The sequence below is a fragment of the Lentzea sp. NPDC005914 genome (assembly GCF_040629405.1).
In the GTDB taxonomy this organism is placed as follows: Bacteria; Actinomycetota; Actinomycetes; order Mycobacteriales; family Pseudonocardiaceae; genus Lentzea.
The window spans coordinates 41,258-66,991 of sequence record NZ_JBEXVQ010000027.1; the positions used below are offsets into that span (position 1 = coordinate 41,258).

Annotated in this window: 30 protein-coding genes and 2 tRNA genes; 15 read left to right on the forward strand and 17 right to left on the reverse strand. The window is 68.8% G+C overall.

What is annotated here, in order from left to right:
- Positions 1-72 precede the first annotated feature (72 nt).
- Entirely contained in the window at positions 73-510 is a 438-nt protein-coding gene (locus ABZ345_RS31830) for a hypothetical protein (RefSeq protein WP_359856828.1), read from the forward strand.
- Between the two features lie 149 nt (positions 511-659).
- Here ABZ345_RS31830 and ABZ345_RS31835 read toward each other — a convergent pair whose 3' ends face one another.
- From ABZ345_RS31835 to ABZ345_RS31865, 7 genes are all read right to left on the reverse strand, one after another.
- Positions 660-1,589 carry a hypothetical protein gene (locus ABZ345_RS31835; RefSeq protein ID WP_359856831.1) on the reverse strand — a complete coding sequence of 310 codons (930 nt, stop codon included), beginning with the start codon at positions 1,587-1,589 and terminating at the stop codon, positions 660-662.
- Positions 1,590-1,897: 308 nt separating this feature from the next.
- A complete protein-coding gene (locus ABZ345_RS31840; RefSeq protein WP_359856833.1) occupies positions 1,898-2,098 on the reverse strand; it encodes a ferredoxin in 201 nt (66 codons plus the stop codon).
- Positions 2,095-3,288, reverse strand: coding sequence for a cytochrome P450 (locus ABZ345_RS31845; protein ID WP_359856836.1), 1,194 nt, complete (start codon positions 3,286-3,288; stop codon positions 2,095-2,097). The genes ABZ345_RS31840 and ABZ345_RS31845 overlap by 4 nt, the downstream gene beginning before the upstream one ends.
- 77 nt (positions 3,289-3,365) lie before the next feature.
- A complete protein-coding gene (locus ABZ345_RS31850; protein ID WP_359856839.1) occupies positions 3,366-3,929 on the reverse strand; it encodes a TetR/AcrR family transcriptional regulator in 564 nt (187 codons plus the stop codon).
- A gap of 23 nt (positions 3,930-3,952) precedes the next feature.
- Complete coding sequence (locus tag ABZ345_RS31855) at positions 3,953-5,845, reverse strand: bifunctional polysaccharide deacetylase/glycosyltransferase family 2 protein (RefSeq protein WP_359856842.1); 1,893 nt, start codon at positions 5,843-5,845, stop codon at positions 3,953-3,955.
- Positions 5,842-5,967, reverse strand: a complete 126-nt coding sequence (locus ABZ345_RS31860) for a hypothetical protein (protein WP_359856844.1) — start codon at positions 5,965-5,967, stop codon at positions 5,842-5,844. Before ABZ345_RS31860 ends, ABZ345_RS31855 begins: the two co-directional genes overlap by 4 nt.
- On the reverse strand, positions 5,936-6,346 hold the full coding sequence (locus ABZ345_RS31865) for a DUF6542 domain-containing protein (RefSeq protein WP_359856847.1): 411 nt from the start codon (positions 6,344-6,346) through the stop codon (positions 5,936-5,938). The genes ABZ345_RS31860 and ABZ345_RS31865 overlap by 32 nt, the downstream gene beginning before the upstream one ends.
- Positions 6,347-6,380: 34 nt before the next feature.
- On the opposite strand from ABZ345_RS31865, the gene ABZ345_RS31870 reads away from it, so the two are divergent.
- Positions 6,381-7,448, forward strand: coding sequence for an LCP family protein (locus ABZ345_RS31870; RefSeq protein WP_359856850.1), 1,068 nt, complete (start codon positions 6,381-6,383; stop codon positions 7,446-7,448).
- Here the strand turns inward: ABZ345_RS31870 and ABZ345_RS31875 are convergent.
- Entirely contained in the window at positions 7,445-9,622 is a 2,178-nt protein-coding gene (locus ABZ345_RS31875; RefSeq protein WP_359856853.1) for a LuxR C-terminal-related transcriptional regulator, read from the reverse strand. The genes ABZ345_RS31870 and ABZ345_RS31875 overlap by 4 nt on opposite strands.
- 235 nt (positions 9,623-9,857) lie before the next feature.
- Between ABZ345_RS31875 and ABZ345_RS31880 the strand changes: the two genes are divergently transcribed.
- The 6 genes from ABZ345_RS31880 (at position 9,858) to ABZ345_RS31905 (ending at position 14,616) form a co-directional block, all read left to right on the forward strand.
- Positions 9,858-10,637 (forward strand): hypothetical protein, encoded by a 780-nt coding sequence (locus tag ABZ345_RS31880; protein WP_359856856.1) that lies wholly within the window; start codon positions 9,858-9,860, stop codon positions 10,635-10,637.
- Between the two features lie 546 nt (positions 10,638-11,183).
- Entirely contained in the window at positions 11,184-12,056 is an 873-nt protein-coding gene (locus ABZ345_RS31885; protein WP_359856858.1) for a hypothetical protein, read from the forward strand.
- A gap of 89 nt (positions 12,057-12,145) precedes the next feature.
- Positions 12,146-12,508 (forward strand): hypothetical protein, encoded by a 363-nt coding sequence (locus ABZ345_RS31890; protein ID WP_359856861.1) that lies wholly within the window; start codon positions 12,146-12,148, stop codon positions 12,506-12,508.
- Positions 12,505-12,636 carry a hypothetical protein gene (locus ABZ345_RS31895; protein ID WP_359856864.1) on the forward strand — a complete coding sequence of 44 codons (132 nt, stop codon included), beginning with the start codon at positions 12,505-12,507 and terminating at the stop codon, positions 12,634-12,636. Before ABZ345_RS31890 ends, ABZ345_RS31895 begins: the two co-directional genes overlap by 4 nt.
- A gap of 4 nt (positions 12,637-12,640) precedes the next feature.
- Entirely contained in the window at positions 12,641-13,312 is a 672-nt protein-coding gene (locus ABZ345_RS31900) for a response regulator transcription factor (RefSeq protein WP_359856867.1), read from the forward strand.
- Positions 13,309-14,616 carry a HAMP domain-containing sensor histidine kinase gene (locus ABZ345_RS31905; RefSeq protein WP_359856869.1) on the forward strand — a complete coding sequence of 436 codons (1,308 nt, stop codon included), beginning with the start codon at positions 13,309-13,311 and terminating at the stop codon, positions 14,614-14,616. Before ABZ345_RS31900 ends, ABZ345_RS31905 begins: the two co-directional genes overlap by 4 nt.
- Here the strand turns inward: ABZ345_RS31905 and ABZ345_RS31910 are convergent.
- Positions 14,594-15,454: an exodeoxyribonuclease III gene (locus tag ABZ345_RS31910; RefSeq protein WP_359856872.1), complete on the reverse strand. Its 861-nt coding sequence runs from the start codon at positions 15,452-15,454 to the stop codon at positions 14,594-14,596. The genes ABZ345_RS31905 and ABZ345_RS31910 overlap by 23 nt on opposite strands.
- Positions 15,455-15,585: 131 nt before the next feature.
- Here ABZ345_RS31910 and ABZ345_RS31915 point away from each other — a divergent pair, with 131 nt between their 5' ends.
- A complete protein-coding gene (locus ABZ345_RS31915; protein ID WP_359856875.1) occupies positions 15,586-15,753 on the forward strand; it encodes a hypothetical protein in 168 nt (55 codons plus the stop codon).
- Between the two features lie 4 nt (positions 15,754-15,757).
- Entirely contained in the window at positions 15,758-16,051 is a 294-nt protein-coding gene (locus ABZ345_RS31920) for a hypothetical protein (protein ID WP_359856878.1), read from the forward strand.
- Positions 16,052-16,180: 129 nt separating this feature from the next.
- On the opposite strand, the gene ABZ345_RS31925 is transcribed toward ABZ345_RS31920, so the two are convergent.
- A complete protein-coding gene (locus tag ABZ345_RS31925) occupies positions 16,181-16,882 on the reverse strand; it encodes an SDR family NAD(P)-dependent oxidoreductase (RefSeq protein ID WP_359856881.1) in 702 nt (233 codons plus the stop codon).
- Positions 16,883-16,992: 110 nt separating this feature from the next.
- Between ABZ345_RS31925 and ABZ345_RS31930 the strand changes: the two genes are divergently transcribed.
- Positions 16,993-17,550, forward strand: coding sequence for a TetR family transcriptional regulator (locus tag ABZ345_RS31930; protein ID WP_359856884.1), 558 nt, complete (start codon positions 16,993-16,995; stop codon positions 17,548-17,550).
- 143 nt (positions 17,551-17,693) lie between these two features.
- Here the strand turns inward: ABZ345_RS31930 and ABZ345_RS31935 are convergent.
- A tRNA-Ile gene (locus ABZ345_RS31935) sits at positions 17,694-17,768 on the reverse strand.
- A gap of 113 nt (positions 17,769-17,881) precedes the next feature.
- Between ABZ345_RS31935 and ABZ345_RS31940 the strand changes: the two genes are divergently transcribed.
- The gene (locus ABZ345_RS31940) at positions 17,882-18,343 is read left to right on the forward strand and encodes a GNAT family N-acetyltransferase (protein WP_359856886.1); all 462 of its coding nucleotides are present in this window, start codon (positions 17,882-17,884) and stop codon (positions 18,341-18,343) included.
- Here ABZ345_RS31940 and ABZ345_RS31945 read toward each other — a convergent pair.
- The gene (locus tag ABZ345_RS31945; RefSeq protein ID WP_359856890.1) at positions 18,298-19,155 is read right to left on the reverse strand and encodes an oxygenase MpaB family protein; all 858 of its coding nucleotides are present in this window, start codon (positions 19,153-19,155) and stop codon (positions 18,298-18,300) included. The two genes, ABZ345_RS31940 and ABZ345_RS31945, sit on opposite strands and share 46 nt — an antisense overlap.
- An 84-nt stretch (positions 19,156-19,239) precedes the next feature.
- Here ABZ345_RS31945 and ABZ345_RS31950 point away from each other — a divergent pair, with 84 nt between their 5' ends.
- Positions 19,240-20,289 (forward strand): glycosyltransferase family 4 protein, encoded by a 1,050-nt coding sequence (locus ABZ345_RS31950; protein WP_359856893.1) that lies wholly within the window; start codon positions 19,240-19,242, stop codon positions 20,287-20,289.
- Here ABZ345_RS31950 and ABZ345_RS31955 read toward each other — a convergent pair.
- Both ABZ345_RS31955 and ABZ345_RS31960 read right to left on the reverse strand, forming a co-directional pair.
- Positions 20,202-20,939: a glycosyltransferase family 2 protein gene (locus ABZ345_RS31955; protein WP_359856896.1), complete on the reverse strand. Its 738-nt coding sequence runs from the start codon at positions 20,937-20,939 to the stop codon at positions 20,202-20,204. The genes ABZ345_RS31950 and ABZ345_RS31955 overlap by 88 nt on opposite strands.
- A 73-nt stretch (positions 20,940-21,012) precedes the next feature.
- A tRNA-Asn gene (locus ABZ345_RS31960) sits at positions 21,013-21,085 on the reverse strand.
- A 142-nt stretch (positions 21,086-21,227) separates the two neighbouring features.
- Between ABZ345_RS31960 and ABZ345_RS31965 the strand changes: the two genes are divergently transcribed.
- Complete coding sequence (locus ABZ345_RS31965) at positions 21,228-21,512, forward strand: hypothetical protein (RefSeq protein WP_359856899.1); 285 nt, start codon at positions 21,228-21,230, stop codon at positions 21,510-21,512.
- Between the two features lie 13 nt (positions 21,513-21,525).
- Here the strand turns inward: ABZ345_RS31965 and ABZ345_RS31970 are convergent, their stop codons facing one another.
- The 3 genes from ABZ345_RS31970 to dnaG are packed head-to-tail and all read right to left on the reverse strand — an operon-like array spanning position 21,526 to position 24,671.
- Positions 21,526-22,266 carry a trans-aconitate 2-methyltransferase gene (locus ABZ345_RS31970; protein ID WP_359856902.1) on the reverse strand — a complete coding sequence of 247 codons (741 nt, stop codon included), beginning with the start codon at positions 22,264-22,266 and terminating at the stop codon, positions 21,526-21,528.
- Between the two features lie 24 nt (positions 22,267-22,290).
- Positions 22,291-22,782 (reverse strand): hypothetical protein, encoded by a 492-nt coding sequence (locus tag ABZ345_RS31975; protein WP_359856904.1) that lies wholly within the window; start codon positions 22,780-22,782, stop codon positions 22,291-22,293.
- On the reverse strand, positions 22,782-24,671 hold the full coding sequence (gene dnaG / locus ABZ345_RS31980; RefSeq protein WP_359856906.1) for a DNA primase: 1,890 nt from the start codon (positions 24,669-24,671) through the stop codon (positions 22,782-22,784). The genes ABZ345_RS31975 and dnaG overlap by 1 nt, the downstream gene beginning before the upstream one ends.
- 138 nt (positions 24,672-24,809) lie before the next feature.
- Between dnaG and ABZ345_RS31985 the strand changes: the two genes are divergently transcribed.
- Entirely contained in the window at positions 24,810-25,685 is an 876-nt protein-coding gene (locus ABZ345_RS31985) for a sigma-70 family RNA polymerase sigma factor (RefSeq protein WP_359856909.1), read from the forward strand.
- The last annotated feature ends 49 nt before the right edge of the window (positions 25,686-25,734 follow it).

Genomic DNA, 25,734 nt, shown 5'->3' on the forward strand with positions numbered 1-25,734 from the left:
GTGCCGATCCTAACCAGCCGGTAACCCGAGGTGTCAGCGAAATGTCAGCGGGCCACGTGATGCTTCTCGCCCATGAAGCGGACAACCTTCGTCGCCGTCGCCGCGTTGCTCCTGGGAGTGGCGACGTCCGGTCAGGCGCAGGCGGAGAGCGCTCCCGGCTGCGGCCCGGTGACCCAGATCGGCAAGACCGCCTACATCGGCGCGCACGGGCAGCGGTGGGCGTCGGTCAAGCAGTTCAAGGGTTGCAACAAGAACTGGGCCTACATCTACACCTGGTCCGAGGTCCACACCGCCGGTGCCCCGTACACCCCCGTGTTCGTGATCATCGAGAAGTGGGGCAACGAGTGGTCGCGTGAGCCGTACGGCCACGCGGGCCGGCGCGACGGCCGCTACCGGCAGCAGGAGCTGTGGTCAGGCGGCACCGACACGATCGACACGTGCACCTCCGCCTTCGCCGAGTGGTACTCCGGCGCGGAGACCTACCGGGCCAGCACCGACATCCGCTGCTGACCCGCCCAGAACGTGACCCGCCAGAACGTGACCCGCCCAGAACGCCGAGCGGCGCCAAGGCCCCCCAGCTAGGCGCCGTTCGGGCACATGGCATCGCCGGGGCTCGAAGCCCAAACCTCTCCTCGGGCCCCGGCGGTGCCTTCCACGTTTCAGGCCGCTCCCTGCGAAGACGACATGAACTCGCCGAGCCGCAACGACAGCTCGTCCGCGGCCTCGTTGCCGCGCAACCGTTCCGCTTCCTGCTTCAACGGCCGCATCCGGTCCCGCGTGCGCGCCGAGCGGATCGGGCCGGACACCGCGATCGCCTGTTCCCCGATGTCCCGCGCGTGCTCGGCCTCGTTCTGCACCAGGTAGTTGACGGCCAAGGCCGCGAGCCGGAACGACTGACTGCGCGACGGCTCGTCTCCGTCCGCGGAGATCGCCCTGGTCAGCAACGGGACCGCGGACCGCGCGTACTTCACGTCGCACGTGCGGGCGAGTTCGGTGTGGACCATGCCGCCGATCGACACCAGGTCGGCCAGGTCGAAGAAGCGCGCCCAGGGCGGTGCCTCCTCACCCGCAGCGCGTTCGAACTCTTCTTCCGCACGCGCGAACTGGCGCAACGCCTGTTTCTCGGCGCCCATCTTCGCGAACGCCCACGCTTCGTTGGCGTGCAGGATGGACACGGCCAATGTGGAGCCACTGGCCTGTGCGATCGGCAGACCACGTTGGAACGACGCCAGCGCGTCCTCCGCGAGCTCGTAGTGCAGGTGTACGCGGCCCATCCGGTAGTGGATGTTGGCCTCCAACGCACTGTTGCCCGACGCACGCGCGAGGTCCATCGCACGGCCGAAGTGCAGGTGCGCTGACTCCAGAAGTCCCATGTCGAACGACGCCCAGCCGGCCAGGTTGTGGAGGTCCGCGATGGCCACCTGGAGCCGCTGCAGCACGAGTCCGGACGAGCCGGCGTCGAGCAGGGGGTTCGCCCAGTTCAACAACGCGACGCAGGCGTCCCGGCAGGAGCCTCCACCGTATTCGTAGTCGAGCGCCCGCAGAGCGCTCGTCAACGTTTCCACGTGCCGCACGTCTGTTTTGTCCACGCCAGCGGGAAATGCTTCGCCGTTGAACATAGCTGGTCCTCCTGACGTGCGCCGGACACCCGCTGTACAGATACCCGCAACACATCGTCGGTACTCACCGCGCCGCCGTCACCATCTCGCTGTTCGACCTGGTCGGGAAGGGTCTTTCGGCTCTCCCGGAACGCATGGGCGCGACCACCACAACGCCGTGGCGGTCGCGCTTACGATTCTGGACGAACAGCGTGATCGGAAAGGGGCCATAGAGGTGTCACCGAGGAAGAGCTGAATCAATTTCCAGTGACGACATCTCACCGCAACGGCCGATCAAGTCACCCTTCCAGGCTCACCGCCTGAGCGGGACACCGGTCCACCGCGTCACGAACACCCGGCAACAGCCCGGACGGGGGTTCGGAGATCAGCACGAGACCGAGCCCGTCGTCATCGGACTGGTCGAACACCTCCGGTGCGACGAGCGCGCACTGGCCCGACCCGATGCACCGCGTCTGGTCTATCCGGACGGTCGTGCTCACCACTCCACCGGGATCTCTGCGGCGCCGTAAGTGATCATGTCGGTGCGGTAGTGCATCTCCGTCACGGGCGTCACCGGGCGCAGGTTCGGGAACCGGGTGAACAGCGAGCGCAACCCGATCTGCAGCTCCACGCGGGCCAGGTTCGCGCCGAGGCACTGGTGCGGCCCGAAGCCGAAACCGACGTGCGACACGACCTCGCGGTCCAGGTCGAGCTCTCCGGCGCGCGGGCAGAGCTCCTCGTCGAGGTTCGCGTAGAGCGACACGCTCACCCAGTCGCCCGCCTTGATCAGCACGCCGTCGACCTCGACGTCCTCGGTCGCCCTGCGGGTCAGGCCGGCGCCGCCGAGCTGGCCGACCGTGTACCGCAGCAGCTCCTCGACCACCACGTCGGCGCGGCTCGGGTCGCGCCGCAGGATCTCCCGCTGGTCGGGCTTCTCGAACAGGTGCAACGTGAACATGCCGAGGAAGTTCGCCGTGGTCTCGTGGCCGGCCACGAGCAGCCCGATGCAGAGGAAGATCAGCTCTTCCATGCTGAAGTCGGTGTCGTTGGCCATCAGGCCGATCATGTCGTCGTTGGTGCCCGCGGCCCTCTTCTCCGCGACGATCGGCGCGAGCACCTCGCCGAGCCTGGTGGCCTGCGCGGTGTACTCGTCCTTGGAGCCGTTCTTGCCGAACATCTCCCTGGCGGCCGCCTGGAACAGCTCCTGGTGCTCCGGCGGCACGCCCAGCAGCTCGGCGATCACCAGCGACGGCAGCGGCAGGCACAGCGAGGTGACCAGGTCTGCGGGAGCACCCTTGGCCTCCATCACGTCGAGGTGCTCGTCGACGATCTGCTGGATGCGCGGGCGCAGTTCGTTCATGCGCTTGACCATGAAGCCGCGCGAGAGAGGACGGCGCAACCGCATGTGCGCCTCGCCGTCGATCCCGTTGATGTTGCCCGGCTGGTCGGCGTCGACCACGGCCTCGCCCTCGTCGGTGCGCATCTCCGGGTGGCCGCCCTTGCGGGTGACGAACCGCGGGTCGGCCAGCACCTGCCGAGCACCGGCGTAGCTGGCCACGATCCAGGCCTCGACACCGTTGAGCCAGCGCATCTTGACCGGGCCGCGGCTGACGGCCTCGGCGAACCCGATCGGCGGCAGGAGCGGATGATCTCGTTCGTGCGGAAGTGGGCAGACGGCAGCTTCAGTCACGGGAGTCCCTTCAACAGAACAGAACTGTTCTTTTGAAACCATGACCGAACGTAGTGAAGAAACTACGGCCTGACGAGTTATTTGGCCCTAAAAATTCCGATTAGCGGTCTCAACAGGCCGTCGACGATGCTGTCGATGACGCCCCGCTCGTCCGATCGAAGCACGAACGTCGAGATCAGCGCGGTGATGAGGACGTCGGTGTCCAGTCGGTCCGGCAGTTCGCCGCGCGTCTTCGCCCGGTCGACCGCGACCCGCAGGTGCTCGGTGTAGGCGCGGTCGATGTGCTCCTCGCGCAGGCACGCGAGGTCGGCGTCCTGGCGGCTGCCCTCCAGCAGCCCGAGGAAGATGCCCGCCGTGTCGAACGGCGTCGGCTCGCCCCACGCCCGCATGATCACCCGGACGTCCTCGGTGAACGTCCCCTCGTCCGGCTGTGGCAGTTCGGGCAGGTTCGCCTTGAGGGCGTCCGTGATCAGCCGCGCCTTGGACGGCCAGCGCTGGTACAGACTCGCCTTGCTCGCCCGCGCACGGAGCGCCACGAGGTCCATGTTGAACCGGGCGTAGCCGACCTCGGCCAGCACGTGGAGCACGGCGGCGAAGACCTCCTGCAGACGCTCCGGTGCGTCCAAGGGCGTACGACCCACCGCGCTCCCTTACCAACTGCCGTCTAAGTGACGTGCACCGTACCGCCGGGCGCATCCGTGAGCAGACCCGTCCGCCGCACCGACATCCACCGCAGCTGCGTGCCGTGCCACGCGGTGATCAGCGACTGGATCACCACCAGGTACATCAGCTGCCTGTATACGATCTGCTGTAGCGGGTATACCCACAACGGCTTGAGCGACTCGCCGTCGAGCCTCAACGCGTATCCCGCGCTCGCGGTCTGCAGTAGCAGGAATACCGTCCACACGATCAGCGCGAACGGTGCGTCCGCCACCAGAAAACCGTATACGACATACAGGTCCATCACCGGTGCGAGCAGCGGCAACAGCAGGTGGAACGCCAGCAGGTAGATGAGCCCGAACCGGCCCATTGGCCCGTTCTCCAGCAACGCTCCACGATGTTTCCACATCGCCTGGAATGTTCCGTACGACCAGCGGTAGCGCTGACGGAACAGCCCGCGGACCGTGCTCGGTGCCTCGGTCCACGCCTTCGCCTGCTGCCGGTACGCGACCCGCCACCCGGCCCGCGTGACCGCCATCGTGAGGTCGGTGTCCTCGGCGAGCGTGTCGTCGCTGACCCCGCCGACGTCGGTCAGCGCGGCCCCGCGAAACGCCCCGACCGCGCCCGGCACGGTCGGGATGCAGTGCAGCGCGTGCAGGATCTGCCTGTCCAGATTGGACCCCGCGCAGTACTCCAGGTGCTGCCAGCGGCCCAGCAGGCCCTTGCGGTTGCCGACCTTGGCGTTGCCGGACACCGCGCCGACCTGAGCGTCCGCGAACGGCTGCACGAGCTCGCCGATCGTGTCCGGCTCGAAGATCGTGTCGCCGTCGAGCAGCACCAGCACGTCGTGCTTCGCCTTGCGGATACCGGTGTTCAGCGCGGCGGGCTTGCCCTGGTTGGTCTGCCGGATCACCGTGACACCGGGCAGGTCCAGCTCCTCGGCGCGGTCGCCCGTGCCGTCCGTCGAGCCGTCGTCGACCACGATCACCTCGACGTCGGCGCAGTGGTTGTTGGCCGCGATGGACCTCACCGTGGCCGCGATGTTCAGCGCCTCGTTGTACGCCGGGATGATCACCGAGACCGGCGGCGCGAACCACGGCGGCGGCTCCTGCTCGCCTTCCCGCCGCAGCCTGCGGTCGGTGTGCGCGAGACCGAGCTGCATCAGGGTCCGCAGCAGGCCCAGCAGTGCGGCGATCGCGATCGAGGTGCCGAGCAGCATCAGCACGATGCCGCCGTTGCGCTGCGACCACGTGGTGACCGCGCCCGTGAAGCGTTCGGTCGCGGTGGCCTCGACCGGGCGGTCGTCCGTGACCGTCACGAACCGGTAGCCGGGTGCTTTGGCCAGCTCACGGGCGATGTCGGCACCGATGCTGCCGTCGTCGTGCAGCCGGACGACTCCCCCGCCGTGCTGCAGCGACATCTTCACGAGCGTGCCGATGTCCTGGTAGTCGCGGTCACCGCTGTCGACCTCGGCGGGCGCGCCGACGAGCCGCGTGTGCGTGCCCAGCACGTCGGCCAGCGCGGCCTGCGCGAACGCGAGGTTCAGCGGGTTGCCGAGGTCGCCCTCGACGCGGAACCCGTCGAGCGCGATCTGGTGCCCCTCGTCGGCGATGCGCCTGGTCACCTCGGGATTGCGGGTGACCTGCGTGCCGGTGACGAAGAAGGTCGCCTTGACGCCTGCTTCCCGCAGCGCGGTCAGCAGGCGCGGTGTCCACTTCGGATCCGGGCCGCCGTGGAACGCCAGCGCCAGCGTGCGTTCCGGCAGCTCACGGTGTTCGCGGGCGTGCTGCACAGGCTCGGGTTTGATCGCCGTGTAGGCGTGGAACGAGACCACGCTCATCAGCACGAGCAACCCGAGCAGGATCGAGACCCAGTGCAGCCGTGGTGCGCGCTTCACCACATTTCCAGGAGCGTGCCACCGACCACGGCGGCGAACACGATCAGTCCACATGCGACGGTCAGACTGACCAGCCGCGCCACCATCCGTCTACCGCCGTTGGCGTCGACGAAGATCTGCATTCCTTCTTCCCCCCACAACCATGCGGACGACCACGACCACCACGGCCGCGCCGACCGACGCCGCGAGCCACGGGAACCCGTTGACGAACCACGGGACCGCGTCCGCGGCGAACTCCTTGCTGCTCCCCCAGAACGACTTCCACTGCGACTGACGCCGCCAGGCTGCGTTGCCCACCGCGACGATCAGGAACACGACAGGTGGCGCCGGTGCCACCGTCCACAACCCCACACGGCGCACGAGTGCCGAAGCCAGCACCGCGCCCGCAATCATCCAGACGCCGAAGGACCAGCCGAGGTTGTCCCCGTCCACCCAGATCCCCGCCTGCGTGAACACCGCCAGCACCGCGAGCGCCGCCAGACTCGGCAGCTGTACCCCCATGACCACGTAGAATAACCGCGGGGGTGTCCTTTTCATGCAATCACGTGGCCGCTATCACCGCACGGCCTTTCTCGTCTTCATGCGCACCGCGTGGGTGGTCGTGTGCGCCGCCGTGCTCGTCGTGTCGGGCATCGCGTGGGCCACCGTGTCCACGATCTCGAACGGCGTGGAGCGCTCCGACGCGATCCCCGACGACGCTCCGCGCTCGTCGTCCGGCCGCAACATCCTGATCATGGGGCTCACGACCCGGCTGGACATGCACGGCGAACCGCTGCCCGACGACGTCCTGCGGCGCATGCAGGCGGGCGAGAGCGACCGCGGCGGCTACAACGCGAACACGCTGATCCTGTTGCACATCCCCACATCCGGGCCCGCGATCGCGATGTCGGTGCCGCGCGACAACCTCGTGCCGCTGTCGTCCGGTGGCGAGGGCAAGATCAAGGAGGCGTACGGGCGGGCCAAGGTCGCCGAGGAGGACCGGCTGCAGGCGGCCGGCCAGCACGACAAGCGGACGCTGGAACGCGCGGGGCGTGAGGCCGGGCGCAAGGCCCAGGCGCAGACGGTGGCGACGTTCCTCAACCAGCCGATCGACCACCTCGTGGAGATCTCGCTGATCGGGTTCTTCCACATCGCCGAAGGGCTCGGCGGCGTGGACGTATGCCTCAAGAACGCGACGAAGGACCCGTTGTCCGGCGCGGACTTCCCGGCCGGCAGGCAGCACCTGGACGCCGGTCAATCGCTGTCGTTCGTGCGGCAGCGGCACGGCCTGCCCAACGGCGACCTCGACCGCACGAAGCGCCAGCAGGCGTTCCTGTCGGCCGTCGCGCGCCGGCTGAAGGGCGCGGACGTCTCCGCGATCCAGGCGATGATCGACATGGCGAAGCAGGACGTCGTGCTGGACTCCCGGTTCGACCTCGGCGAGTTCGCGAGCAGGATCCCGAGCGAGGTGCGGTTCGACACGCTGCCGGTCGAGGGCGGCGCGAACATCGACGGTCAGGACGTGAACAAGGTCGACGCGGAGAAGGTGCGCAAGAAGGTGACCGAACTGGCCAGCGCACCGCCTCCTCCTCCGACCAACGACGGCATCCCCTGCATCGACTAGGTGCGTCTCTCGGTGACCCAGGTGGCGATCTGGGCGCGTGAGGTGAAGCCGAGCTTCTGCAGGATCCGTTCGACGTGTCCCTCGGCGGTCCGGCGCGCGATCACCAGCCGGGCCGCGATCTCCTTGTTCGTCAGGCCACCGGCGATCAGGTCCGCCACCTGCTGCTCGCGCCTGGTCAACGGCGTGGCCACCACGGTCACCGGCTCTGGCGGATGTTCCTCGCCGATCGCGAACGAGATGGCGTCGTCGAGCTCCAGGTCCATGCCCTTGCGGAACACGGCGCGGAACTCCTGCTCGCCCAGCGCGGCGATGGTCTTGGACTCGCATTCGCCGTGCGGTGCGCCGAAGTACCGCGATCCGAACATCGGGTAGCCGACCGACTGCCAGATCTCGGTGGTGGCGCCCAGCAGCGTCGCCGCGCGCACCACGTTGCCCTGCGAGGCCGCGATCCAGGCCAGCACCTCGATCGCGAGCACGATGCCGAGCAGGTCGTGGAACGACCGCTTGATCCGCAGGCACTCGCGGCCGAGCTGGTCGGCCCGCGCGAGGTCGCCGCTGACCCACGCGCACAACGCCAGCACGTAGATCGCGTACGCCTGCGCCCACAGCTCGCCGTGCTCCTCGCCGACGGTCTTCGCCCGCATGCAGAGCCGTTCCGCGGCGGCGAAGTCGTGCTGGAACGTCGCCGAGATCGCCAGCTCGATGTCGGCGAGCATGGTGTGGCTGTTGACGGTGCCCAGCTTGCCGTAGAGACGGACGGCCTCCTCGAACAGCCCGTCGGCCTGGTCGAGGTCGTCGCCGACGAGGTACGTGCACGCCAGCCGGTGCGTCGCGTAGGCCAGCGCCGGCCCGTCGCCCACGGACTTCGCGTACTGGCGGCACTCCTCAAGCATGGTCGTCGACGCGGTGAGGTCGCCCTGCAGCGTCGCCACGTATCCGTTGACCCACAGGGCTTTCGCGCGGTCGGCGTCGGGCGCGGGGGTGAGCAGCGCGCGGTCGAGCCAGTGCCTGCCCTCCCCGAGCATCCCGCAGCACGCCCAGTAGAACCACAGCGTCGAGGCCAGGTGCACGCCCCGCTCGCTGCCCTCCTCGAAGCAGAAGTCCAGCGCGGACCGCAGATTCGCGTGTTCCAGGCGCGTGCGCGAGAAGATCTGCGGCTGGACCGGGCCGAACCACTCCTTCTCGCGGCGCTCCGCCCACTCGATGAAGTGCTCGCGGTGCCGTTCCCGCATCACCTGTTCGCGGCCGGCGCCCCGCAGCTTCTCCAGGCCGTACTGGCGCAACGGTTCCAGCAGCCGGAAGCGCGTGCCGGACGGGTGCTGCTCGGCGACCACGACCGACTTGTCCACCAGGCCCGACAGAGAGTGCATGACCTCCTCGGGCGCGACGCTGTCACCGGAGCAGACCCGTTCGGCGGCCTCCAGGTCGAACGTGCCGGAGAAGACCGACGCCCGTGCCCACAGGATCTGCTCGGAGCGGGTGCACAGGTGGAAGCTCCAGTCGACGGCGGCCTGCAGCGTCTGGTGGCGGGGGTCGCCGCCGCGCTTGCCGTCCGCGAGCACCCGGAACGTGTCGTCCAATCTGGACAGAAGGTGGTCGAGCGTGAGCACCCGCAGGCGCACCGCCGCCAGTTCGATGGCCAACGGGATACCGCCCAGCAGCACGCAGATCTGGGTGACCTTCTCGTGGTTGCCCACGTCGACGACGAATCCCGGCTCGACGGCCGCCGCTCGTTCCGCGAACAGGGTCAGGGCGGGGTCCCGTGGCAGCGGCGCGACCTGCCAGAGGTGCTCGCCGTCGACGCCGAGCCGTTCCCGGCTGGTGATGAGGACGCGCAGTCCGGGCACGCTGCGCAGCAACACGTCCACGAGACCGGCGGTGGCCTCGATGACGTGCTCGCAGTTGTCGAGGATCATCAGCAGCTGCCGGTCGCGCAGGTGTTCCACCAGGACGGTGCGGTGCTGGCGGACCGTGTCGTCGTGGACGCCGAGCTGCTCGAGGACGGTGTGCACGACCAGTTCCGGGTCCGTGACGCCGCTCAGTTCGACGAACCAGACCCCGTCGCGGAAGGCACGGGACGTCTCGGCGGCGGCCTTCAACGCCAGCCGTGTCTTACCGACGCCACCAACACCCGTAAGGGTGACGAGGCGAGACTCGGACAGGAGTCTTCTCACCTCGGTGACGTCGGTCCTGCGGCCGACGAAACTAGTTGTGTCGGCAGGCAAGTTGCCTTTGCGACCTGGGGAAAGCGAACCGCCCACAGCCGCACCCTAGGTCTGCGCGATCTCTTGCTGCAACGCGGTCCCCCGGAGGCACCAACGGCGAAACACGGGTAGTTACCCCCTAGGGCTCCTGTTGTGACATCACCAGTCTTGAAAGCTGGGAGACGCCTGCGGGAGGGGACGGATCATGACCGGTGACTTTCTCGACGTGAAGATCCGCGAGCAGAACGGTGTGCTCGTCGTCCGGTTCAGCGGCCGCCTCGACTGGTCGACGTACATGCGCGTGCAGGACGTGTTGCTCGACTGCGCCACGAAAGAACTCGTCGGCGTCGTGGTGGAACTCGACGACCTCGTCGCCGAGTCGCCCGCGCTGCTCGTGGTGTTCGACGTCGTGTGGCTGTCCGCGGCGCGCTGGCCGGGCATCTCGCTGAGCCTCGTCGTCAGTGACCACCAGCTGCGGTCCACGCTGGGATCGCGCGGTCTCCCCCGCCACATCCCGATGTACACGACGACGCAGGCCGCGCTGGCCGCCGTCGTGCGGCTGCGGCACGAGGACCGGGTGGACGCGGCGCTGCCGTCGTGCCGGTGCCTGCCGCACGTGGCCGAGCGGATCACCGAACGTGCCTGCGAACGGTGGGGCGTCCAGGCACTGCTCGACGTCGCGCCGCAGGTGGCGGTCGAGCTCGTGTCGCACATCGAGGACGACGACAGCCCGTTGGCGCTGCTGCTGCGCATGCGCGGCGACAAGATGTCCGTTGCCGTGCGCACGACCGCACGCCTGGACCTCAGGCAGTGGCACATCATGCGGCGCAACGTCGCGTCCATCGCCGTCTGCAACTTCTCCATGGGCGAAACGCCGGCCGGTGGCGGGCGGCACATCATCTGGGCGCTGCTCGACGTGCCGGAGGACAGCCAGCGGCCCCCGAGCTATCTCCCGGAGGCCGCCGTCTTCACCCACCAGGCTTAACGCTTCCGGGTCGTTCTACTGTGCGCACCCCAGGGCGTGCATCGCCGCAAGGCTCGTGCTGCACGCCCTGACGACCTGGCGATTCGCCGCCGTGTCCGGCGTTCCTGTTCCACACCTCGGACAGAAGAGGCGCGCTGTCGTCTCGTCGACATGTACCTCGAGAGCGCTGCCGCACGGGCGGCACCAGCGGTGGCCGGTGACGGGGATGACGTGGTCCGGCGAGGCCACGCACTGGTGCAACCAGCAACGATGCAGGCCGCACGTCACTCGGGCGTGGGGATCGAGGCCGAGCTCCTCGGCAAGATCTTCGGCGCTCAGGACCGCTGTCAAGGTCAGGTCCACGGCCTCGGAGGAGGTCACCAGCCGCAGGTGCGCGCGTCGCCTCATAGGAAGAATCTTGCGCCGTCGGCGGAATCAGGTATACCCGCATTAATACCTGTTTAATCGCCGCTTGCGCCGAATTCCATTCGGCGTCGAACCCTCTTCTCACCCGCTCGTGGGCACCCTACGCTCGACTTCTGACGGCGCGGCGCAGAGGTATTCCACATGGCAGATCCTGCGTACTTCCCACCACCGCACTCCGCCCGCATCGGGATGAGCGATGTGGAACAGCTGGAGTCGCAGACGCGTTCGCTGAGGTCGGTCGACTACCAGTACGGCGGAGGGGCGTGCCGCGACGCCGTCGTCGTGCGGATCTACTGGGCCCAGCAGCTGCTGGCGGCTTCCGCTTCGGACGCCGTGCGGTCGCGTCTGCTGTCCGCGGTGGCCGATCTGCACAACCTCGCGGGATGGACGTCGTTCGACAGCGGTCAGGTCGGGGCCGCGTACCACCACTTCGACCGTGCGCTGGACTTCGCGCGTCACGACGAGGATCTGACCACCAACATCGTTTATCGCCGTGGACGCGTGCACCTCCATCACGGCGCACCGGGTGATGCGCTGGCTTACTTCCAGAGAGGTGCGTTCGCGCCGTTGGCGGCGAGCATCATGCACTCGAACGAAGCGTGGGCGTACGCGCGTCAGGCCCGTTCCGCGGAGGCGTTGCGTGCGATGGGCAAGGCGAAGGACTCGTTCGAGCGCGCGGACCACACGCACGTGCCGGACTGGGCCCGTTTCCACGACGAGACCGACCTGACGGCGATGATCGGGACCATCTACGCCGAGCTCGGGGACACCCGGCACGCGATTCCGGCGTTGTCGTCGGCGATCGAGCGGTTCGGGCCCGCGATGGCGCGCAGCTGGACGTTCTGCCTGATCGCGCTGGCCTCGTGCCACTTCCTGGACGGCGACACCGATCAGGGCCGGACCATCGGGATGCAGGCCGTCAGCGCGGCCGAGGGACTGCGGTCCGAGCGGGTGTGGGACCGGATGCGGCCGATGGTGCAGGCGGCGGCCTCTCGCGGGGTGTCGCTGCGGTAGTGATCTTCGCCAGTGATCTTCGGGATCTTTGCACAACCCGAACATTCGGCGGACTCGGTTCTGACGGTGCTCGGTCATCGTTCTGTGCCATGAACATTTCGCGAATCGGTGGGCTCGTGGCGGGGATGCTGCTGTTGGGCGCGGGGACCGCGTCGGCGCAGGAACCGATCACGATCAGCCCGGAGAAGGTGCAGCAGATCTGCTCCAACCGCGTGCCCCGGGTCGAGGCTCGGGTCAAGGCGCTGACCGACAAGATCAACGGCAGCCCCGAGACGCTGGGCTCGAAGAAGTGGATCGAGCAGAAGGCCGCTGACGCTCGCAAGGCGGGCAACACGGCGCGTGCGGACGTCCTGGACGCCCGGCTGAAGCTGCGTGACGCGCAGCTGGTGAAGCTCGCCAAGGCTGGCGAGCGCGTCGAGAAGTTCAAGTCCGAGCACTGCGGGTCCAAGTGAGGTGGATCGCGGTTCTGGCTCTGCTGGTGTCGCTGACGGCGTGCCGGAGCGAGGCCCCGCCGTCGGACCTCGATGATGTGGAGTCGACGCTGAACAGCATCGAGTCGGACATCAACCAGCCGGGGTGAACGCGTGGAACGTGGCCTGGTGCTCGTCGTGGAGGACGAACCGGCGATCGCCGAGCTCGTCGCGCTCTACCTCAGGCGCGACGGTTTCGGCGTGCAGGTCGAGTCCTCGGGGGACGCGGCACTGGCCGCGGTCCGCGCTCTCTCGCCGGTCGCTGTCGTGCTGGACGTCGGCCTGCCGGGCATGAACGGCATCGAGGTCTGCCGCGCGTTGCGTGCGGCGGGCGACTGGACGCCGGTGCTGTTCGTGACCGCGCGCGACGACGAGGTGGACCGCCTGCTCGGCCTGGAACTGGGCGCCGACGACTACATCACCAAGCCGTTCAGCCCGCGCGAACTGGCCTTGCGCGTCCGAACCGTGCTGCGGCGCTCCGCCGGTGGCGTGCCGGACGTCCTGCAGGTGGGGTCGGTGCGGCTGGACGTCGGTGAACGTCGTGCGTTCGCCGGATCCGCCGAAGTGTCTTTGACCTCAACGGAGTTCGGTCTGCTCGCCTACCTGATGAAGCATCCGCGCCAGGTGTTCTCGCGCGAGCAGCTGCTGAGCGCCGTGTGGGGTTACGCCTCGGTCGCCGGCACGCGCACCGTCGACGTCCACATCGCCCAGCTGCGGTCGAAGTTCGGGGAGTTGAGTCCTATCAGGACAGTGCGTGGCGTCGGGTACTCGGCGGACGCGTCATGAACCTCGCCGTCCGCATCGCCCTGCTGTGCCTGGGAGTCGCGTTCGTCGCCGTCCTGGTGGCCGGTGTCGTGTCCGTCCGGCTCGTGCTGTCCACCTCGCAGCAGGTGAGCCGCGAGTTCCTGCGCAGCCAGGCCGACGTGGTCTCCGGTCAGATCTCCAACAACCGCATCGAACAGGTCCTCGAGGGCCAGGGCATCGCGATCGTCCGCATCTCCCCCGCCGGCGAGCTGTCGGGCTCTGACCGCGCCGCCGTCCGCGCCGCTCGCGAGGTCAACGTCGAACGTGTGCGCAACGGCCCACCGGTGTCCGGCGTGAGCGGCCGGCTGAACGTGGAAGCCCGCGCGTCCGGTGCCGGCGGTTTCGCCCTCGTGCAGGAGACGGAGACCGGCAACACCTACCGCAAACTGGTCCGCAACATCATCTTCGCCCTGGGCATCGGTCTGGCCGTAGCCTGCCTGGCCGGCCTCGCCCTGGGCACCGTGCTGGCCCGGCCACTGCGCCGCGTGGCGTCCGTGGCCCACTCGATGAGCGCGGGCCGCCGCGACCTGCGCGTCCCGGTCGTCGGCACCGTCGAACTGGCCGAGGTGGCCACGTCGGTCAACTCGCTCGCGGATGCCTTGCAGCGCAGCGAGTCCCGTCAGCGCGACTTCCTGCTCTCCGTCTCCCACGAGCTGCGCACCCCGCTGACCGCCGTGACGGGCTTCGCGGAGTCGCTGGCCGACGGCGTGGTCTCCGGTGAGCAGGTGGCCCCCGTGGGCACCGTGATCCTCGACGAGGCACGGAGGCTGGACCGCCTGGTCACCGACCTGCTGGACCTGGCCCGCCTCGGCGCCGACGACTTCGGCCTGGACCTGGCCGCCGTGGCACTGGAACCCGTGGTCCGCTCGGCCGCCGAGGTCTGGCACGCCCGCTGCCACGCGCGCGGCGCGGTGTTCTCCCTGGACATCACGGCGTCGCCGACGGTCTGGGCCGACGCGCGCCGGTTGCGCCAGGTCATCGACGGCCTGATGGAGAACGCCCTGCGCGTCACCCCACCGGGCCGGCCCGTGGTGCTCGCGCTGTCGTCCGTGCTGGAGGTGCGCGACGGCGGCCCCGGCCTGGCGCCGGAGGACTACCCGGTGGCGTTCGACCGGGGCGTGCTGCACGCCCGCTACCAGGACAGTCGCCCGGTCGGCACCGGCGTGGGCCTGGCGTTGGTGCACGGTCTGGTGACGCGGATGGGCGGCACGATCAAGGCGGGCCCGGCCCCGGAAGGCGGCGCCGCCTTCACCGTCACGCTGCCTACTTCGCCTGGGGCAGCTTGACCTTCTTCTTCACTCCTGGCGACGAGGGCGGCGGGACGACGGGCCCGATGTCCCCGTCCGGAGCCTCGTCCAGATCCACGATCACCGGCGCGTGGTCGCTGGGCCCGGTCCCCTTGCGCGCGTGCCGGTCGATCCACGCCGCCCGCACGCGAGGCGCGACGCTGTCGCTCGCCAGGATGAGGTCGATCCGCATGCCGAGGTCCCGGTGGAACATGCCGGCGCGGTAGTCCCAGTAGCTGAAGATCCGTTCAGCAGGCCACCGGTCCCGCACCACGTCGTGGAACCCGAGCGCCTGAATGGCCTGCAGCGCGGCACGTTCCGGTTCGGTGACGTGCGTCTGCCCGATGTAGGCCTCCGGGTCGAACACGTCGGCGTCGGCGGGAGCGATGTTGATGTCACCGCACACCACGGCGTCGGCCGGCCCCGTCTCCAGAACGTCGCGCAGGGCCGCGAGCCACTCCAGCTTGTACTTGTAGTGGTCCGACTCGGGCTCACGACCGTTGGGCACGTAAAGCGAATGCACCCGCACCCCACCGCACGTGGCGGCCACGGCACGAGCCTCGACGTGCGGAAATCCGGGCGCCCCAGCGACCCCGACCTCGACGTCGGCCAGACCCACGCGGGACAGCAGCGCCACGCCGTTCCACTGCGTCTCGCCGAACAGCGCCACCTCGTACCCGCGGGCTTCGAGCTCGGACCCGAGCAGCGCGGTGAACGCGTCGTCGGCCAGCTTGGTCTCCTGCAGGCACACGACGTCGGGCTTGCGCTGGTCCAGCCAGGGCAGGAGCCTCGGCACGCGTTGCTTGACTGAGTTCACGTTCCACGTCGCCACTCGCACGTGTTCAACCGTAGTCAACGGAACTCAAGCCCGCATCGAACAGCGAAACTCGACTCGCTGCGACGCAAGGCGGCCTGCGACCTCGATGAGGTGAAGGGACCGATCGATCTGTTCTGAACTCGCTGAACGCGTTGCAGGCGAAGGGGCTCAGGCTCCACCCCGACCCGAAGAAGTTCAAGAACCGCTGGGCGGAGTGGCAGGCGGAGTACGACCGGTTCGACGCGAAGTCGGCGCTGATCCTCACGCAGGTGGAGTTCCCGAAGGACGCGACGCAGTTCACGTTCGACATGTTCAGCTAGTGGTGTGGCCCGGAAGGTTGCCGGGGGAATTCGCGGTCCGGAGTACAGGTACTACGCGATCGTCCGCAGCGGCTGGACGAAGGAGGATCCGTTCGCGGTGGCGCGGGAGCGGGTGGACTCGGACGGGACGTCCTGGGTCGAGACCTACACCCGCGACCTCCGCTGGGAGGCGTCCTCCCGGTTGACCGCCATCCGCGCGGGCCGCAGTGACGACGATGCCGAGCTGATCACGGCGGACGTCGTCGAACGGTTCATCGCCGGCATGAAGAAGAGCGTTGAGCTGAAAGAGCAAGGCTGAGCACGGGGAAGGGCCTCCCGCGAGTTCGTTCGCGGGAGGCCCTTCTTCATGTCCACACAGGACTCGGCTGCCGCACCCCGCGAGCTGCTCGAGACCGACCCCTCACGCGGTCTCGAACCGCCCTCACTTCTAGAGCACGTTGAACACCTCCTCCGCCCGGTCCCGCTTGACGAACATCTGCCACGCGGCCTCCGCGATGTCGTCCGGGTCGAGCGTGCGCCCGCCCAGTTCGCCGAACTTCTCGGGCTTGCTCGCGACCAGCTCGTAGATGTCGCTGCGCTCGATGGCACCGCCGATCGTGAGCGTGCCCGCGTACACACCCTTCTCGGCCAACGCCGCGTTCAGCGTCACGGCGTAGTTGCGCAACGCGGCCGCCCCCAGCGCCAGCGCACCGAGCATCGGCATCGGCACCACCGCGCTCAGCCCACCGGCGAACAGCAGGCCGCCGCCGCGTCCGGTCACGCCCGGCAGCACGTGCTGGACGACGTCGATCGCCGGGTAGAGCCACTCCATGGCGGCACGCGCCTCGGCGGACGTGGTCGACGTGATCTCCCCCGGAATGTCGTTCAGATCGCTGGCACCCGGCCCGTAGTACACGACGTCCACCGCCCCGACCTCGTCCAATGTGGACAGCAACCGCACGCGGTCGCGCAGGTCGACGGCGAACGCCCGGGCCTTCACACCCGCGTCGGCGAGCGCGGCGAGATATCCGGCGTGCCGGTCACCGCGCCGCGACACCAGCATGACCTCGTACCCCTCACGCCCGAACCGATGCGCAATGGACATGCCGAGCCCAGGACCGACGCCGAGCACAACTGCGGTGGGAGACATGGGTTTCACCCTTCAGAAGACTAATTCGAGGCCACCCTCGACTTACTGCGCCCGACGCTACCACAGAACTCGAGGCAACCCTCGACTTAGCCGCCGAGTAGGATCCGCCCATGGTCACCGCGTCGAGGCCCCTGCGTGCGGACGCGGCACGCAACCGGGAGAAGCTGCTGGCAGCGGCCGCGGAACTCTTCGCGGAACGCGGCCTCGACGTGCCGCTGGAACACATCGCCCGCCGCGCCGAGGTCAGCATCGGCACGCTCTACAAGCACTTCCCGACCCGCGAGGACTTCGCGTCGGCGATCTTCCCCGAACGCCTCGGCGCCCTGGACGTCATCGGCGAGAAGGCCCTGACCGACCCGGACCCGTGGCACGCGTTCGCCGGCTACCTCGACGACCTCTACGCCCTGCAGGCCGAGGACCGCGGCCTGAACGACGTGCTCGCCCGCGACCTCCCCAACGCCCCGGAAGTCGTCTCAGCCTGCCACCGAGGCGCGGGCCACGCGGAAACCCTGATCACGCGCGCGGTCGAGGCCGGAGTGCTGCGCGCCGACTACTCGGTCGCGGACCTGGCCACGCTGACCAGGGCGATGGCCCAGGTCATCCGGGACTCGCCCGGCGAGTGGCGGCGCTTCCTGTCGATCTACGTCGAAGGCCTGCGCGCGACCTGACACGCGGTGGGCGAAACCGGAACCCGGCCACGCTGGGCCGGACCGACCACGCCGTGGGGGGTTTGGGGGCTCGGCCCCCCACCATCACGACGGCCGACCTGGCGAAAGTGGCGCAGCCACTGAGCATGGTCAGCCCGAGGCCGTGGGGCAGGTCGGATTCGAACCGACAACCTGACAGATTATGAGTCTGCTGCTCTGACCGGTTGAGCTACTGCCCCCTGCAGCGGCGGACCAACTCCACCAAAGCCGCTAACGCTGCGTGGTGGAGGATACCGATCACGCCGAACGGCCCTTGCGCACCCCCGTGGCGAGCGACACATAGGCTGCACGCGTGCGTTTGACCCTCCGCGACTTCACCCCGGCGGACGAGCCCGAGGTGCTGCGGCTGTTCGCCGACTGCGACGACTGGTTCCAGGCTGCCACGGGCCACCCGTCCGGGCCCGGTGACGTGCAGAGCCTCTTCTACGCGCTGCCCGAAGGTGCCCGCGACGAGCAGAAGCACCTGCTCGTCGCCGAGGCCCAGGGCATGATCGGGTTCGTCGACCTGGTCGTCGACCATCCCGCGCCGCACCACGCGAGCATCGGGTTCTTCCTGGTGCCCAAGGATCTTCGCAGGTGGGGCATCGGCAGCGAGATGGTCCGGGCGCTCACGCAGCGCTACCCCGCCATCACGCACGTCCACGTCCGCCTCGACGAGTTCAAGCCCGGCAACGAGTTCCTCAAAGCCATGGGCTTCTCGCTCAACGGTCAGCTCGCGGTGCTGGAGATCGCCCCGAGGTCCGACGGCCGGTAGCCGTCCGGGTAGCCGGGGTAGGTGCGGTTGCGCGCACGGGTCAGCTTCAGCTCGCGCCGCACGGGCATCCGCCGCACCACCGAAGCCCGCACCCGCAACGCCAGCCGGCCCGCGGCGCCGACCCAGGCAGGTGGCGAGGAGAACCCGAACGCCCGCACCATCAGCGGGTCCAGCATCGCGACCACGGCCCGTGAGACGACAGGCGAGAGCGCCGACGGGTACCACGAGCAGAACAGGTCCAGCGTGTACTGGCCGATGCGGTGGTTCGACGGCGCGAACACGAAGTGCTCCTGCTCGTAGGCCACCTTGAAGGCCCGATAAGCGTCGAAGTCCTCGGGAATCTCCCGGATTCCCATGCGAGAGCCGACCGCGCGGTAGAAGTGGAACGCCGCGAGCTGCTCGCCCAGCGTCAGCGGTCTCCAGCCGTACTGCGTGAGCCAGTCGATCGGGTCGTAGATGAACGTCGACAGCACGTAGAGCATGTCGTCGTTGGAGATGTCGTAACGGCCGTGCTGCCGGTTCACCACACGCAACGCCTCACGCCCGCGCGGCGAGTCGTAGCCGTGTTCGACGAGTTCGGCCATCAGCACGGCGGTGTCGTCGTAGCGCTTCTGCGGGCGGCGTTCGAACTCGCCGGTGCGCTCCAGCAGGCCCGAGATCGAAGGCACGCAGTACGTGCGGAAAAGCGCCAGCTCCAGCGACTTCTGGTAGTCCCACGGGAACTCCAGGCCCGCGGAGATCCGCATGATCTCCTCGTGGTCGGCGACGGGGTCCAGCGACGTGATGCGGCGGAGGTTCGCGAAGCGGGCCATCCACCCAAGCTGACCGAACCACCGGCGAAGCACCAGGCCCCAGTCGGATGACATGCTGAGTGCTCTCCTAGGCAAGGAACGACGTTGCGCATCACATTCGTCCTGCCCGTCTTCCCGCGCGGCCCGATCGGCGGCTTCCGGGTCGTCTACGAGTACGCGAACCGGTTGACGGCGTTGGGATGCGAGGTCACCGTCGTCCACGAACGGTGGAAGGGCGACGTTCGCGAGGCCATGCGCGACCTGTGGCACGGCCGCAGCCAGCCTCGTCTGCGGTCCGCCCTGAGCTGGTTCGAGATCGACCCAGGGGTCCGGTTGGTGATCGTGCCGGAACTGGAGCCGCACGCCCTCCCGCCGGCCGACGTCACGTTCGCGACGCACTGGAAGACCGGCCGCCTGCTCCCCCACGTCCAGAGCAGGCCGTTCCACCTCGTCCAGGCCTACGACACGTGGGACGACATCGAAGAAGTACACGAAGTGCTGAAGCTGGACGTGCCCAAAGTCGCCGTCTCCACCTACGTGGCAGGAAAACTCGAAGACCTCGGCAACCAGCACGTCGCGGTCGTGCCGAACGGCCTGGACCACGACACGTTCCGGCCACCGGCAGAAGACCGTCCACGCGGCCACTCGGTCTCACTGCTCGTCAGCAAGCATCCCGCCAAGGGATTCGCAACGGGCGTGGCCGCGCTCAGCGAGGTCCGGCGGACCATCCCGGACCTCACGGTGAACGCGTTCGGCGTCGGCCCGAGGCCCGACGACCTGCCGGAGTGGATGACCTACCACCACGGCCTGAGCGGCGAGAAGCTCGTCGACCAGGTCTATCACCGCAGCGCCGTCCACCTGTGCAGCTCGGCGTCGGAAGGCTGGGGCTTCCCCGTGGCCGAGGCGATGGCGTGCGGAACCGCGGTGGTCAGCACACGCAACGGCGGAGTCGAGGACTTCTGCAGCCACAACGAGAACGCGCTGCTCGCGGACAGCACCGGGCTCGCCGAAGCCGTCACGAGAATGCTCGAAGACGAAGCCCTGCGGACCAGGTGCGTCCAAGCCGCCTACCTGACGGCGTCCCGCATGGACTGGAGCGCCTCGGCCCGTTCGTTGATCAGCTTCATCCGCGCGTTCCACTCGACGGCCTCGTAGTGCTCGCTGCCCTCCGAAGACCCCTGCCCAGGCCACTTCCGGTAGTGCAGCCCGACCGCCGACTCGAAAAAACCACTCGAAAGAACACTCGCGGCGATCAACAGCCCGGTGTCGTCACTGCCCGGCACGGCCATCCACCCGCCCAGCATCACCGCGAGATCGCGTCGCATGCACATCGTGGTCGGGTGCACGGGCAAGCGGAAGTTGTTGCGGCGCCAGAGTTCGAGCACCACACCGGGTTCAAGCCGGCCGTGCGCGGGGTCGCCGTCGAACGCGACCAGCGAGCCGTCGGGCATCAGGTCGAGCGCCCGCGACGTGGTCCACTGGACGCCGGAGGAGATCGCGGCGACGTCCCTGGCCAGCACTCCCGCGGTCAGAACGTCGTCCTGGTCCAGGTTCTTCACCAGTTCGCCCCGCGCACGGGACAGCGCGAGGTTGCGGGTGATCGCCACCCCGCCGTGCCGTCCGGAGCCGTGGCTGACGCGATCGTCATGCGGCAGAACCGAAGCGGCGACGCCGGTGCGCCCGTCCTGCTGCACCAGCCATTCCCACGTCCAGCCGTCCGGAAGCTCCTGCGACGCCAGCGATCGGTACGCCTGCAGGAGGTGGTGGGGCTCCGGGTCGTAGACGGCGGTAATCACCGAGATCATGCGCACAGGCCAACTCCGCACGAAACGAGAAGAGGCCCTATCCGCAACGGATAGGGCCTCACCTGCTGTTACGCTCCCCCAACTGGACTCGAACCAGTAACCCTGCGATTAACAGTCGCATGCTCTGCCAATTGAGCTATGGGGGAATGTTCTGTTGTGTCCCGCGCGTCAGGCTTGGTTCCTCCTGACAGTGGGTAACTCTACATGAGTCTCAAAACGGGTTCTTCAACCACCCCCCGTTTTGCGGCAGGATGGCTTCTGACCAGCCACGATGTGAGAGGAGACCCCATGAAGGGCATCATGGTCGGCATGGCGGTCGGCTACGTGCTCGGCGCCAAGGCCGGACGGGAGCGCTACGACCAGATCGTGCGCATGTGGCACCGCTTCACCTCCAACCCCACGGTGCGCAGGACGGCGAGCCAGGCCAAGGACAAGGCGTTCGAGGCCGCTCACCAGGCAAAAGACCTGGCCGCGGACGCTGCGGAGAAGGCGGCGGAGAAGGCTCCGTGGCGCCACCAGGAGGAGGCCAACGGACGTCCTGTGACGCCGCCGGCCACCACTCCGCGTGCCTAGGGCGTGACGATCTTCACACCTGGGCCACCACGAAGATCCGCCTGAACGGGAACCACGTGGTGCCGTCGGCTCGCTCGGGGTACGCCTCGCGCAGCCGCGGCGCCAGTTCCGCGACGTAGGCGTCCCAGTCCGATGAGGACAGCGCCGCCCGCACCGGCCGCAAAGCCGTGCCACTGACCCATTCCAGCACCGGGTCGGGCCCGGCGAGCCGCTGCACGTACGTGGTCTCCCAAGCGTCCACAGAGGAACAGCCAGCCAGCAGCTCCGCGTACTCGATCGGGTCCAGCACGGGCTTCTCCGCCCGGAAGACGTGCTCCAGCGACGGCCCTGCGACCTCGCGGATCAGCCGGTGCGACGCGTCGGCGTAGTTGCCGGGCACCTGGAACGCCAGCCACGCGCCGGAAGGCAGTGCCGCGACCCACTTCTCCACGATCGAGGGATGCGACGGGACCCACTGCAGGACCGCGTTGGACACCACGACATCGGTGTCGGGCAACGGTTCCCAGGTGGTCACGTCATCCACCCGAGCGTCGACACCCGCGGCACGGGCGGCCTCGACCATCTCCGGCGACGAGTCGAACGCCTCCACCACAGCGGAAGGCCACCGCGAAGACAGCGACGCGGTCAGGTTTCCGGGCCCACAGCCCACATCGACCACGCGGCGCGGGGACTCGGCCCCCACGCGCGCCACAAGCTCGTAGAACGGCCGCGCCCGGTGATCGGCGAAGGCCAGGTACTGCGCCGGATCCCACATGCGGCTAACAGTACACGCGTACTGCTAGCCTGCAAGCCTTGAAGCGAACGCGGAAACAGCCGCCCGCACGGCTTCCAGGTCCACGCCGGCGTCGCCCCGCGCCTGCCACACGAACCCGTCCCGGCCGGGGATCTTGCGCTGCAGGATCCACACCCCGGGCGACTCGACGCGCTCGCGGTGCCGGATCGACCCCTCGACGCGCTGGCTGATCGCCTTCAGCACCCGACCGGGTTCCTCGACGGCGAACCGTTGCGCGGGAAGGTCTTCAAGCAACACGACGGGACCTTCCACGCCGGCCTCCCGCGCCTCGATCACCCGCAGCGCGCCCTCCCACTTCGCCTTGCTGATCAGGTGCCACCCGATCCGCCGCGGCCCCGGCACCCACAGCCCGAGCGACGTGGCGACAAGATGCCCGTCCGGCACGGGTGCATGAGCGACCACGGTCTCGTCCGGCTCCAGCGACCCCGTGAACCCGTCCGGCGCACCAGAGCCGAACAACCGGCGGAACAGCCCCACTACAGCACTCCAGCGCTCTGCTGCACGAGTCCCTTGCGGTACTCCTCCAACGCGGCCAGGTCGCCCCACAGCGCCCGGTACTCGTCGGCGTCCTTGATCGGCGACAGCCTGCGCAGCCGCGACTTCACGTCCTCGATCTGCTTGCCGACCTGCACGGCCTGCAGGCGCGCGATCACCATCGACACGTACCGGAACTCGTCGTCCTGCTTGACGGTCAGCGGTTCCACCGCGAGCTCCGTCAGCACCGACCGCACCGACGCGTGCGAACACTGCTGCGAGATCGCGTCCAGGTACGCCGTGCCCGCCAGGCCCGACGACGCGCCACCGGCGTCGCGGATCGCCCGGTGCAGCGCCATGTACGCGGGGTGCGTGAAGGCTTCCTCGGGCAGCGAGTCGTACAGCGGACCGGCGTACTCGGGCAGCCGCAGCGCGACCTTGAGCACCTCTCGTTCCGGTGACAGCGAGATGTCCCGCGGGTTCGGCCGGGGCGGTCCGTCGACCTCCACGCCCAGCGCGATCTGGTTCGGGTCGACGCGCTGAGCGGCCGCCATGGGCGCCTTGCCCCCGGCGACCTGCCGGACCCGCCGCACGACCATGGCCTCGTCGTCCCAGCCCACCCACCAGGCGAGCCTGGTCGCGTAGCCGTCGCGCTTGGCGCGGTCCTTGATCTGCGCGACGAACGGCACCATCTTCTTCAACGCCTCGACGCGCCCGTCCACGGAGTCGAGGTCGTACGCCAGCAGCTGCGCCTTGATCGCGAACTCGATCAACGGCGTGCGCCGCGCCACCAGGTCGCGCACCGCCACATCGCCCTTGGCCTGCCGCAGCTCGCACGGGTCCATGCCGTCCGGCGCCACCGCGATGTAGGTCTGCGCGGAGAACTGCTGCTCCCCCTCGAACGCCTTGAGCGCGGCCTTCTGACCTGCCTCGTCGCCGTCGAAGGTGAAGATGACCTCGCCGTTCACGTCGTCGTCGATCAGCAGCCTGCGCAGCACGTTCATGTGGTCGGTGCCGAACGCCGTGCCGCACGACGCGACCGCCGTCGGCACGCCCGCCAGGTGCATCGCCATCACGTCGGTGTAGCCCTCGACGATGACCGCCTGCTTGCGCTTCGCGATCTCCCGCTTGGCCTGGTCGAGCCCGAACAGCACCTGCGACTTCTTGTAGATCATCGACTCGCTGGTGTTGAGGTACTTCGCCTGGATCGGGTCGTCGTCGAAGATCCGCCTCGCGCCGAACCCGACGGTCTCGCCGCCGATGTCCTTGATCGGCCACAGCAGCCGCCGGTGGAACCGGTCGATCGGCCCCTGGCGGCCCTCCTTGGTGAGCTGCGACTTGATCAGCTCCTGCAGCTCGAACCCGCGGCCCAGCAGGTGCTTGGTGAGCTTGTCCCAGCCGCCGGGCGCGAAGCCGCAGCCGAACTGGCGTGCCGCCGCCTCGTCGAACCCGCGCTCGGCCAGGAACTCGCGCGCCGCCTTCGCGTCAGGCGTCGCGAGCTGCTCCGCGTAGTACTCGGCCGCCGCCTTGTGCGCCTCGATGAGCCTGCTGCGGGTGCCGCGGTCGCGCTGGCTCGTGGCGCCGCCGCCCTCGTAGGTGAGCTGGATGCCCGCCCGGTCCGCGAGCCGCTCGACGGCCTCCACGAACGACAGGTGCTCGACCTTGATCACGAAGGCGATCACGTCGCCGCCCTCGCCGCAGCCGAAGCAGTGGAACGTGCCGTGCGAGGGGCGGACGTTGAACGACGGCGTCTTCTCGTCGTGGAACGGACAGAGCCCCTTGAGCGCTCCACCGCCGGCTCGCTTCAGCGAGACGTGGTCGCCGACGACCTCGTCGATGCGGCTGCGCTCACGCACCAATGCGATGTCGCTTTCCCTGATGCGTCCTGCCACACCCCGAGTCTATGCGCTGACGAACCCGATCCGTTCGTCCACTCCCCGCCACCTGCCGTTGTCCTCTGACAGCGAATGTCCTGGCGCACGCCGACGGGTCCGGACACGCCCGTCCGCGGCTCCTGTCAGACTGCGAAGGTGAGCTTCGACGAGCACCGCAGTCACCTCATCGGCGTCGCGTACCGGCTGACCGGCAGTGTCGCCGACGCCGAGGACGCCGTGCAGGAGGCGTGGCTGCGCTACTCGGCGGCCGAGGGCATCCAGGAGGACCGCGCCTGGCTCACGACCGTCGTCAGCCGCATCTGCCTGGACCGGCTGCGGTCCGCGGCCGTGCGCCGTGAGACCTACGTGGGCTCGTGGCTGCCGGAACCGCTGCTCACCACCACCGAGGCCGACGATCCGCTGGCGTCCGTGGTGCGGTCGGACGGCGTGCGCATGGCGGCGCTGGTCGTGCTGGACAAGCTCACTCCCGACCAGCGCGTGGCGTTCGTGCTGCACGACGCGTTCTCCTTGCCGTTCAACGAGATCGCGGACGTGCTGCAGGTCTCGGAAGCCTCCGCCCGGCAGCACGCCTCCCGTGCGCGCAAGGCCGTCTCGGGCGCCGAGCCGCCACCCCGCGCGGCGCTGGCCGAGCAGCAGGAGGTGCTGGAGAAGTTCCTCCAGGCCATGTCCAGCGGTGACATCGACGCGGTGCTGGGCCTGTTGCACCCGGACGCGGTGATGGTCGGCGACGGCGGCGGCAAGGTGCGCACGACGGTCAACATGGTCACCGGCGCGGACAAGGTGGCCCGCTTCCTCCTCGGTCTCCTGCGCAAGTACGGCTTCGAGGACGACCTCCCCGAGATGCGGCCCGTGCTGGTCAACGGCGAGCTCGGCATCGTCTTCCCCGCGCAGGGGGACGTGGCGGCCCGCGTCACGACGTTCGCCGTGCACGACGGCAAGGTGTTCGCCGTCTACGACATCGCGAACCCGGACAAGCTCGGCCACGTGGACTTTGGTCCAGACCGTAACTAGGCCCGGGATCGTTTAGTCACTAACGTTCTGCGTTGGTCCAGCCCAAGCC